5 protein-coding genes are annotated in these 11,595 nt (G+C 38.9%); 1 reads left to right on the top strand and 4 read right to left on the bottom strand.

The features are described 5' to 3' along the window. Positions 1-257 precede the first annotated feature (257 nt). Positions 258-1,520, bottom strand: coding sequence for an N-acetylmuramoyl-L-alanine amidase AmiC (gene amiC, locus INT04_RS10455; protein WP_193016079.1), 1,263 nt, complete (start codon positions 1,518-1,520; stop codon positions 258-260). 240 nt (positions 1,521-1,760) lie between these two features. On the opposite strand from amiC, the gene argA reads away from it, so the two are divergent. Further along, entirely contained in the window at positions 1,761-3,095 is a 1,335-nt protein-coding gene (gene argA / locus INT04_RS10450) for an amino-acid N-acetyltransferase (protein WP_193016078.1), read from the top strand. Positions 3,096-3,168: 73 nt separating this feature from the next. On the opposite strand, the gene recD is transcribed toward argA, so the two are convergent. From recD to ptrA, 3 genes are read right to left on the bottom strand one after another with little or no spacing between them, the layout of a single operon-like run. Continuing rightward, positions 3,169-5,079 carry an exodeoxyribonuclease V subunit alpha gene (recD, locus tag INT04_RS10445; RefSeq protein ID WP_193016077.1) on the bottom strand — a complete coding sequence of 637 codons (1,911 nt, stop codon included), beginning with the start codon at positions 5,077-5,079 and terminating at the stop codon, positions 3,169-3,171. 2 nt (positions 5,080-5,081) lie between these two features. Continuing rightward, entirely contained in the window at positions 5,082-8,702 is a 3,621-nt protein-coding gene (recB, locus tag INT04_RS10440; RefSeq protein ID WP_193016076.1) for an exodeoxyribonuclease V subunit beta, read from the bottom strand. Further along, a complete protein-coding gene (ptrA, locus tag INT04_RS10435) occupies positions 8,699-11,587 on the bottom strand; it encodes a pitrilysin (protein WP_193016075.1) in 2,889 nt (962 codons plus the stop codon). Before ptrA ends, recB begins: the two co-directional genes overlap by 4 nt. Positions 11,588-11,595 lie beyond the last annotated feature (8 nt).

Below are 11,595 nucleotides of genomic sequence, written 5' to 3'. Positions count from 1 at the left end.
TCGGGCTCATAACCCGAAGGTCGTTGGTTCAAATCCAGCTCCCGCAACCAATTCTTTTCAAGATCTCCCTTATTTTTATTACTTCCTTTTATTAACTCAATGTCATCTCTCATAGAAATTTATTCTGCTAGTTCTGTTTTATTTTAATCAAACTTCTGTATTAGATTCTTTTATTCTGTTGAAAAACAGTAAGATATTCCAATAGAAAGCAGAAGCATTTGACTTTCTACTGGAATGTAAAAAAACATAAAAAGAAATTAGTTGCGATCAGCTAAGGTTAATTCACCACCATTAGCAAAGTAAGCCTTGATCCCTTTAAAGATAGATTCTGCAATCTGCTGCTGAAATTTAGCTGTCTTCAATTTTTTCTCTTCTTCGATATTACTGATAAAGGCGGTTTCTACTAAAATAGACGGAATTTCAGGGGCTTTTAATACCGCAAATCCTGCCTGATCGACTTTATTTTTATGCAGCTTATTAATACCACCTAATAGCTTAAGCACTTCACTACCAAATTTCAGACTATCGTTAATCGTTGCTGTTTGCACAAGATCAAGCATCGCATGGTCAACATAACGGTCACCACTTTTACTCACACCACCAATTAAGTCAGACTCATTCTGTGTTTGTGCAAGATAGCGAGCAGTATTACTAGTTGCACCTGTTTTTGACAATGCAAAAACAGATGAGCCCCTAGCTGAACGATTAGTAAACGCATCCGCATGAATAGAAACGAATAAGTCAGCCTGCATTTTCCGTGCTTTCGCAACACGTACTGTTAATGGAATAAACACATCTTCATTACGTGTCATATACGCCTTCATTTTAGCGTCTCTATCAATAAGCGTTTTTAAGCGACGTGCAATTTGCAGCACCACATCTTTTTCTCGCGTTTTGTATTTACCAATTGCGCCAGGATCTTCCCCACCATGCCCCGGATCGAGCATGATAATAATAGGTCTGTCTCGCCCTGCTCGACCAGGTTTACGTGTATCGGTTTGTGCGGGAACTGCTTGTTGTAAATCACCATCATTATATTCGCGTAACAGTGCTAATAATGGATCATCTTCTGTGTCAGCACCATGGCTTGGATAAAAATCTAACACCAAACGATTTTTAAACTCAGCAACAGGTTTTAGTGTAAACATTTGCGGCTGAACTGGTGTTTTGACTTCAAACACCAATCGTACTGTTTTGGGTGTATTTTGACCGGCACGAATAAGCTTTAAATAAGGATCGCTAGTCTGAACCTGATTAGCAACGCCTTTCAATACACTATTAAGTTGAATACCTTCTAAATCCACCACAATACGTTCGGGGTTTGATAATGCAAACTGACGATATTTAAGTGGCGTACTGGATTCTATAGTCACGCGAGTATAAGTCGAGGCAGGCCAAACCCTAACAGCAACAATAGATGCTGTTGCAGCTAGGCCAATAGGACTAACACTTAACAATAATAACGCGCCAATTCCTTTAACAAGACGACGACGAGTTTGATTGTGTTCAGAATGACTCATGAAAATATTCCAAAAAAGCGATTAACGTCAATAAACTTAAAAAAGAGATAAAAAAAGTTAAGAACGAAAAACTTTACCCAATCCACACTTCACTGTCACTTAAAAACAGCACAATTACTCACATTTACACGAATATTCTGCCTTCAGGGAAAACAATAAGATAGGATTTTACTTGCCATTCCTCTCCAAAAAGAATAAAAATACATTAAATGCGAATAAAAATTCACTTGAGAGGGTTTTATGAAAGAGCGCAGCACCGAATTGGTCGATGGATTCCGCCACTCGGTTCCGTATATTAATGCACATAGAGGCAAAACATTTGTCATTATGCTGGGTGGCGAAGCTATTGCACATGAAAATTTCCCATCCATCATTAACGATATCGGATTATTACACAGCCTAGGTATCCGTTTAGTGGTTGTTTATGGTGCAAGACCTCAAATTGATACTGCGCTTGAAGTGCAAAAAGTGTCTCCGATTTATCACAAATACACTCGGATTACTGATAGCAAAACGTTAGAAGTTGTTAAACAAGCCGCCGGCACATTGCAACTTGATATCACAGCACGTTTATCTATGAGTTTAAGTAATACACCATTACAAGGTGCACATATTAATGTGGTCAGTGGCAACTTTGTCATTGCACAACCGTTGGGGGTTGATGATGGCGTGGATTATTGTCACAGCGGAAAAATTCGTCGTATTGATGAAGAAGCGATTCACCGTCAATTAGACAGTAACGCCATTGTATTAATTGGCCCTGTTGCCGTGTCCGTTACTGGTGAAAGTTTCAATCTCACATCAGAAGAAGTCGCTACCCAACTTGCGATAAAACTTAAAGCTCAAAAAATCATTGGCTTTTGCTCATTCCAAGGTGTTGTGGATGAAGAAGGCCATATTGTTTCTGAATTACTGCCAAACCAAGCCGAAGATAAAATCCAAGAGTTACAAACAGAAGGTGATTATCACTCAGGCACAGTGAGATTCTTACGAGGTGCAGTTAAAGCCTGTCGTCGCGGTGTAGAACGCAGTCACTTATTAAGTTATCAATCAGATGGCGCATTGATCCAAGAGCTATTCTCTCGTGATGGTATTGGTACTCAAATCGTGATGGAAAGTGCTGAAAAAGTACGTAGAGCGAATATCAATGATATTGGTGGCATACTCGAACTTATTCGCCCGTTAGAGCAACAAGGTATTTTAGTCAGACGCTCCAGAGAACAATTAGAAGTGGAAATTGATCAGTTCACCATTATTGAGCGCGATAATATGACGATTGCTTGTGCCGCACTTTACCCTTATCAATCAGAAAAAATAGGTGAAATGGCCTGTGTTGCCGTACATCCAGATTATCGTAGTTCTTGTCGTGGTGAAGTATTGCTACAACGAGTATCTGCGCATGCCAAACAATTAGGATTAGAAAAGCTGTTTGTTTTAACCACTCGAAGCATTCATTGGTTCCAAGAAAAAGGGTTTGAACCTGCTGAAATTGATAAATTACCGATTGAGAAACAAGCACTCTACAATTATCAGCGACGCTCTAAAATTCTAATTTTAAATTTGCACAAAGAGTAATTACACAATATAAAAAAGACAGGTATCCCTCTCAATACCTGTCTTTTCTTATTTTTATATTCTTAGACGCAGACTAGTAACGTAATTTATCGACTAGCCCACTTCGCCGCTGAATTCGTGTTTGGATTGCCATTTTCACCATATAATCAGAGGCATAAAGAGAAAGTTTCTGTTTAGCCCGTGTTAATGCGGTATATAATAATTCGCGGCTGACAACAGGTGAGAACTTTTCAGGTAGCACTAAGGCTGTGTGCGTAAATTCAGATCCTTGCGATTTATGTACTGTCATCACATACGCTGTTTCATGTTGGGGCAATCGGCTAGGCTGAATCGCTTTCAATGTACCATTAGGTAATTGGAAAAATGCTTTCATTTCACCTTCGTCATTATTAAGCATAATGCCGATATCACCATTAAATAACCCAAGCGTACTGTCATTTCGTTGGATCATAATTGGACGTCCAACATAGTCACTCTGATAGCTATTGGTAGGACGGCGAATTAATCGTTGGCGGTGTAATAACATTTCAATACGCTCATTTAGCCCACTAACGCCAAAAGGCCCTTCTCTTAATGCACACAATAGACGGTATTGATTAAATGCATGAAGAATAATGTCAGGTGATGCTTTTTCTGCAACCAATGAGAGATACTGACGATAAGCATGAGCCGCATCTTGTATCATCAGTAAATAATTTTCATCACTCTCTAATGAAATAAAATTTACATCTTGAGGCTCTAATGCTATTTCAAGCTGTTGAGGTGTCATTTCTGATTTTTTCAGTAATGTAAGCGCTGTTTTTATCTGTCCTTGATTTACTGCAAAAGCAAGTTGACCAATGCCAGAATCTGAGCCAAATCGATAGCTTTTACGTAATAAACAAAGCGAATCACTAACAACTGAAACCGGTGTACTAGAAATGGGGATAATATCTGCTGATTTTGCCAATTCACCTTGTGTTAAAGCGTTAATTTTATCAAATCGGGAGCGACTAAAACCATCATCCGCAAAGCGACAGATATCACCTAATACCGCTCCCGCCTCAACAGAAGCAAGCTGATCTTTATCACCTAAAAAAATAACATGACATTGCTTTGGAAGTGCATCAATTAATCGTGCCATCATCGGTAAATCAACCATTGAAGCTTCATCAATCACTAAAATATCAAGCTGTAACGGATTATCTTTATGGTAACGCACTTGCTGGCTTTCAGGCTGAGCACCTAATAAACGATGAATAGTTTGTGCCTGTTTAGGCATCCACTTATCTTCTTCTTCACTTAACGCGAGCTGTGCTAAAGCTTTACCTAATGATTCAGTTAATCTTGCTGCTGCTTTTCCTGTTGGCGCTGCTAACTGAATAATAGGTTTTTCTTTCACCGTTAGCATAACAAAAGCGGCTAAAATTTTAGCGACTGTGGTGGTTTTCCCTGTTCCTGGTCCGCCTGAAATAATAGAAATAGGACTTGTGATAGCCACACTTGCTGCCACTTTTTGCCAATTGGTTTCGTGACTCTCGTTTGTGATAGGAAACAGCGTTTCTAGCACGTTGATTACGGCTTTTTCATCAATATCAACAATAGGGTGTGTTTGCCTAAAAAATTGAGCGACTTTCTCTTCATAGCTCCACATTCGTTGTAAATAGAGAAGTCCGTTATCTAAAATAATCGGGGATGGTGAATCATTATTTGCTTGATTCACACAAAGGCTATCATTTAATGCCTCAACTATTTTATTAGCAGAAGGCGCACCCATTTTTTGCCAAATTTCTTGTGCTAACTCGTCTTGCCTACCTTCAAATAATTGATTTTTTTGAATGAGGTTTAAGGGTAAACAAACATGTCCCGCACCTGTTTGAGCGCTTAAATAGGCAAAGACAAACAGTAAGATAGGGTTTTCATCTTCCACCAACATTTGAGCAAATCGAAGATCTAACGGTCGTAATAGGTTTTGTGTTATCGCGGTTTCTAATAATTTGATCATTTTTATTTTTCACCTACTACATTTGAAGCACTATTTTTAATTTTTTCACCCGTAAACAAAGCATCTAGCGCTAAAACAAACGCTTCATCTGGTCGATGTGCATAAACGCCATTACCAGGATACTGTTTATCGATCCCCCGTAAGAAAAGATAATAAATTCCACCAAAATGATGTTGGTAATCATAATCAGGAATGCGTTGCCGTAAAAAACGATGTAACGCTAAGGTATAGAGTTGATATTGCAAATCGTAGCGATGATCTATCATTGCATGTATCATCGCTTCTTGGGTGTAATCCTCACTCGAATCACCTAGCCAATTCGATTTATAATCCACCACATAATATTTTCCTTCCCAATAGAATACTAAGTCGATAAAGCCTTTTAACATGCCTTCTACTTGCTGAAATTGCAAAGCAGCACCCTGTTTTGATAAGGGATCAAATTGGCTAATTAATTGAGTCAGTTGAGATGCGGATATCTCTTGTTCAATAGGCAAATAAAATTGTAATTCATCGAGTTGTTGCGATTTGGGAATATCAGCAAGACATAATCCTTGGGCATTAAGTGGGGTATGAAATAAGGTTTCCATCCATGTTACTAATAATGGTGCCCATTTTTCATCAAATCCTTGAGTTTTGAGTTGCTCTTGCATCCATTGTTCATCAATGGGCTGGGAAAAATCTAACGCTTCAAGTAAACCATGTAAGAAAGTTCCGGCCATGGCACCACGAGGGAAATGATGAATTGAGTCTTCATTAACTTCTCCTTGTTGTTTTTCACCTTTCGCATCGGTATCAAGTCCAGGAGCAATCGACTGCACCAAGGCTTCAATATCTCCTAAATCAAAATGATATCCACGATTTGAATGCTGATAAGTCAGCCCTGAATAACTGGTTATACGCCAATTATCATGTATTTTACGTTTAAATACTGCCGCTTCTAATTTTGCTTCAGTGGTTACTTGAGACTCATAGCGATGTGCTGAAATATCTTCAAGCGTTATTACACTGATATTTTCATCAAGCAAAGCATGGATTGATTGGTGAAGTAATTCACTATCCCCTTCTTCACCTTGCTGCAGTAAATACCCTAACGCATTTTTATGCAGGTCCGTCAGACCTGATTTACGTTTATTTCCTTTCACCAGAGGCGCAACACCGACACAGCAACAGAATTTAGAACGTGTTAATGCCACATAAAGTAAGCGTAAGTCTTCCGCTAAACGTTCTTCATCAGCTAAACGTAAACTTTCTGGTCGGCTAAAAATATCTAATTTAGCGTAAAAATTTTCTCTGTCATGATAAAGCGCACCTTTTTGCTCTTGGTAATTACAAGCAAAAGGTAAGCAAACAATAGGATATTCAAGCCCCTTAGATTTGTGAATAGTACAAATTCGGACAAGATTTCGGTCGCTCTCTAAGCGCATTTGTTGGCTTTCAGATTGCGCATCAGGATGAGAAATTTGCTGTGCTAACCAACGAATAAGACCATGTTCGCTATCAAGTTGTAGTGCTGTTTCTTGTAACAATTCACCTATATGCATAATATCTGTGAGCCTTCGTTCGCCCTCAATACTAGCAAGCAAATTTTCTGCGATTTGGTTATCCATCATGATCTTACGTAACATCGGTAAAACGCCACGTTTTTGCCATAATGCATAGTAATCGGCAAATTGCTCTACATAATGATTCCAACGCTGTTCGTCATGATTTAGGTTATCAATTTGCTTTGCACTAAAACCAAATAAGCGACTAGCTAAAGAAGCTCTTAAAATACGTTCTTTTTCTGGTGTAACAACGGCTTGTAACAACCAAAGTAGATCTTTAGCTTCATTCGTATCAAATACACTTTCTCGATTTGATAAGAATACAGATTGTATTGAGAGCAAATTTAACGCATCACGAACAAGAATTGCTTCTCTACGGCTACGCACCAACACCATAATATCTGCGGATGTCACTGCTTTTTTATCACCTTGTTCAATAAGCCACGCTTGTTGCTGATCTCCTGCTGATAGCCAATCACGAATTTGAGCCGCGCATTGCGATGCCATAATCTGCTCATAATTTCCCGTTGATATACTTTCACCTTCAGCAAGCCAAAAATTAAACGGTGAAATTGGCTTATCATGATACACAAAGGCCATATCTTGATTTTTTTCAGCTGAGCTTACTTCAATAAAGGGAATATGCTCAAATAAAAACGGTGCTTTAGAGCGCATAAACAGCTTATTAACCGCATTCACCATACCCGGAGCTGAACGCCAGTTAGTATTTAATGTATAGTGATGAATAGCTTGTTTTCGCGCTTGAATATAGGTGAAAATATCCGCGCCACGGAAGGCATAAATTGCCTGTTTAGGATCACCAATAAATAGCAAACCACTGTTTTCAGATCCACCATAAATGGCATCAAAAATACGGTATTGTTGAGGATCAGTGTCTTGAAATTCATCAATCATCGCCACAGGATAGCGTTCACGAATAGCTTGCCCTAAAGTGTCGCCTCCTTCACGCTTTAATGCTCGGTCTAAGCGTGTTAATAAATCATCGAATCCCATTTCACCACGGCGTATTTTTTCATTCTCGATACCTTGACGTATTTCAGGGATCGCATTCACTAAAATAACATCACGCAGTGTTAGGCTCTGCTTTGTTAGTCGCTCAATCTCAACAAATAGAATATGCTCTGGTGCAGGGCCTTTCGTGGCTTTCTCGTTTAATGTTTCTTGAGAAAAACGAACTAAACAATCTGGCAACTGATAGCTTTTTGTTTCAAATTCTGCCGCCCATAATGTGATTTCTTCGATCCATTTTGGTAAAAAACGGCTGCTATAACTGCGCTTATCCACACCCGAGGCCGTTATCCACGCTTCAACTTCATGGTGATGTTCATTCCAACGCGCTTTTACGTTATTGATAGCTTCAATAACCGCTTGATGTCGTTCTTTTACCGATTCAATTTCGCTGTCTAATGCTACACCTTCAATTTCAGGCATTTCGCCTTGTAAATAGGGCTGTATTTCATAAAGCAGTTGCTCAGGGCCAGACCAAATCTGACTGACAGCATTAGCAACATCATAAGAAAGGGGATAACAGTGGCGACGCCAAAAATCAGCACAAACACGTTTTTTCAGCTCATATTCATCTTGGATCAAGACTTGTTCAAACAATACCCCAGATTCAAAAGCATTGTTTGCTAACATCCGTTGGCAAAATCCATGAATGGTATAAATAGCGGCTTCATCCATTTGACGCTCAGCTTCTAATAACCATTGCGCAGCTAGCTCTTTATTAGGAATTTGTTTGAGTAACTCTTGGTATGTTTTGTCGCCACTTTCAACATCATAACGAATACAGGCAAGTCTTAGTTCGTGAATATTTTTACGAATACGGGCCCGTAATTCATCTGTAGCCGCATCTGTAAATGTCACAACTAAAATTTCTTCCACACTTAAAGGGCGATGAAACGCAGATTCGCCGCCTAATCCAAGAAGCAACCGTAAATACAACAACCCTATTGTATATGTTTTCCCTGTTCCCGCAGACGCCTCAATGAGGCGTCGTTGGTACAAAGGAAGTGTATACGGGTTTAATGGCTGTGCCTGTATCACTTCACTCACTCTTTAATTTCCTCAACTGGCAAGGTTTTTTGTAATTCACTTACCGTTGTGTAACGTTTCCATTGTTTATTTTGTGCGTAATCAGCCTCTTTACCCTCTTTACCAATCACTTGAGAAACAAAAATAAACCCATTAGGTTTTATGATTGCTTTTTCATAAAACTCAATAGCTTGTTTTAACGTTACTTTATTAAGTTCAGACAAAAATTTATCACGTCCATCATAGTTTAAATTATTACGATGGAAGTCATTTCGATAAAGAGAAACTTCTTCATAGAATGTTTGAGGAGGTTGTTTAACTTCCGTAATAATCGCTTGTTTATACTGATTAAAATCAGCATCAGTCATTTTTTTCAAGCGCTCATAAGCTTGTTGGTAAAATGCGTTATAGCGCTGATTTAAGTAAACAGGTGGTTTAGCATTACTTTGCAGTAAGAAGCCTAAACCTGACTGCTCACCCATTGTGCCTTGATAAGCAAATACGGCATAACCGAGTTGCTCTTCTGTTCTTAATTGATCATAGAACCAAGGTTTAATAACGGATGCTAACACCGAAGAAATTGCCTGACCTTCAAGGCGATTATACCCCGTAGGAATATAAAGCTCGCCTAACGCATTATCCGTACTGTTCGATTTACTTTGGAACTCAACTGCATCTAATTTATTGAAAACTAAAGTTTCACCAATCCAGTATTCAGTGCCTTGGTTACCTAATAACTCGTGTGCAGATTTAGCAATATCACGGCTTTGCTCTGGCGTTAAATTACCCACGATCAGTGCTTGAAGCGCTGCGTTTTTAATTACTTCACGACGATTATCAATAATATCTTGCAGCGTAATTGACTCTAACGCCTTAAGTTTGTCTGCTTCTTCATAATACGGAATAGAATTTAATCGACGAGCAGGCAACATTGCTGCTTCAAACGCTTTTAGGTTATGAGTCACTTCAAGTTGCTCACGATACCAAGATTTTGCTTGATCTAGCTCTTCTTGGGTCGATTTAAAACTCATATAGCTTTTTAGTGTCGCATTCACTAATTCAGGCAAATGTTGCGTATAACCATTCATTGAAAAATCAATACCTTGTCCTGATGAGGATGAGATATTCATTCCTGCAACAGAAGCTTGGTAAGCTAATTCACTTAATGCTAAGCCTGCAAGATAGTCTGTTAATGTTTGTGTCACTTGCTGTTTAACTGTGATGTCTGATCTTTTATTGACTAAACTTAAGGTCACACTGGCCTTAGGTTCATCAGAAAAATAGTGTGATGGCATGTAGAACAAACGAGCGCTTTTATCTTGCCACAATAATTGCGGTTTAGTGATTTTATTGTCTGTATCTATTAACGACAGATTATTGGGGATATAAGGGTTAAGCGCGGGTAATGATAAGGAAATATCATCGGACAATGTTTGCCATATTTTAAATTGCTTATCTGTAATTTTATCAACCTGATAAGGTGCATTAACAAAATAGGCTTGCTTGTTTGAGGGTTCATTAGGACTTATAACCCAAATACGCGCTTTCTCTGGTGTAAGTGATTCAAGGCGAGAAAGGATCGCTGAAGGTTCATAGTTATCAGCAAGATAATCTGCGTTAAGAATATTCTTTATTGGATAACGTAGCATCATATCTGAAATGCCTTCTATGTAATTCATATCTCTTACAATAGAGCCATAACGAAATGAAAGATCTAATACATTCGCAATTTCATCAAAGTACCGCTGGCTAATACCTTCTGTTTGAATTAAACGAATATACGAAAAGATAGCAGAAATCACTTTATCTTTCTGCGCTAAACCTTTATCTGTCAACGCAACATAAATCGTAAATGAGCCTTGGTTACGGTCGATATACGGCTCAGAAAATGCACTAATACTTTCAGCCAAGCCTTGATCTTGTAACCATGTTGCCAATGTACCCGCGCTACGGTTACCGATTAAATAGCCAATATATTCATCTGATTTGCTACGAAAATCGGCAATATTGTTATCAATACCAAATTCAATTTGTAATGTTTTTTGTGGTAAAGCTGGCACTAGATGGATCATTAATCCTTTTTCTTTGTCCGTCATGGCCGATACGGTAGTGACAGGGACATCTGCTTTTTTATTCGGGATACGCGCAAAGGTTTCTGCGGCTAACTTAGATAGCTCATCAAGCGATTTATTACTATAAATCACCCCATTCATTAAATTGCCAGAATAGTGAGTTTGATAGAATTTGATTAATTCATCTTGAAGTTTGCTATTAGGTTTATCACTTAGCGTCTCTAAATTTCCCCCCATAAAACGAGAACTAGGGTGTGCTGGATTTAAGGTTTCTGCCCTAACTTGCCAAAAACGCATACCATCACGCGCACGCGCCATGGTTAATTCAGCATTAACTGCATTACGTTCACGATCTGCATTTTTAGGATCAAGTAAAGGTTCGGCTAAGGCATCTGCAAGGCGATCGACCGCTTCATTAATGGCGCTATTTTCTACTTCTAAGTAAAAAGCTGTACGATACGTCGTGGTGCTTGCATTATGAGATCCCCCGTTCTTTTGTAAGAACTCTGACATACTGCCAGATTGAGGGTATTTCGCCGATCCCATTAACACCATATGTTCTAAATAGTGCGCAAGCCCTTGCTGACTATCTGGATCTTCTAATGCGCCAACAGGTAGCGCAACCGCCGTTAATGATTTAACCGCTTTTTCGTCAGAAACCAATAATACAGTCATATCATTAGGCAATTTAATCGCTTGATATTGCCGTGGATCGCTTTCACTTTTTTCAATGCTATCTGGCAATACTTGCCAAAGTGGATCAGCAGCAATACTGTTGATACTCACTAGCATCAATAGCAACATGATCCATAGTTGCGATAAGTACTTTCTCATCTGATATG

It is taken from the genome of Proteus sp. FME41 (assembly GCF_014897315.1).
Classification (GTDB): Bacteria; Pseudomonadota; Gammaproteobacteria; order Enterobacterales; family Enterobacteriaceae; genus Proteus.
The sequence above is the reverse complement of the archived record's forward strand: the minus strand, read 5'-3'. Positions and strand labels throughout refer to the sequence as shown.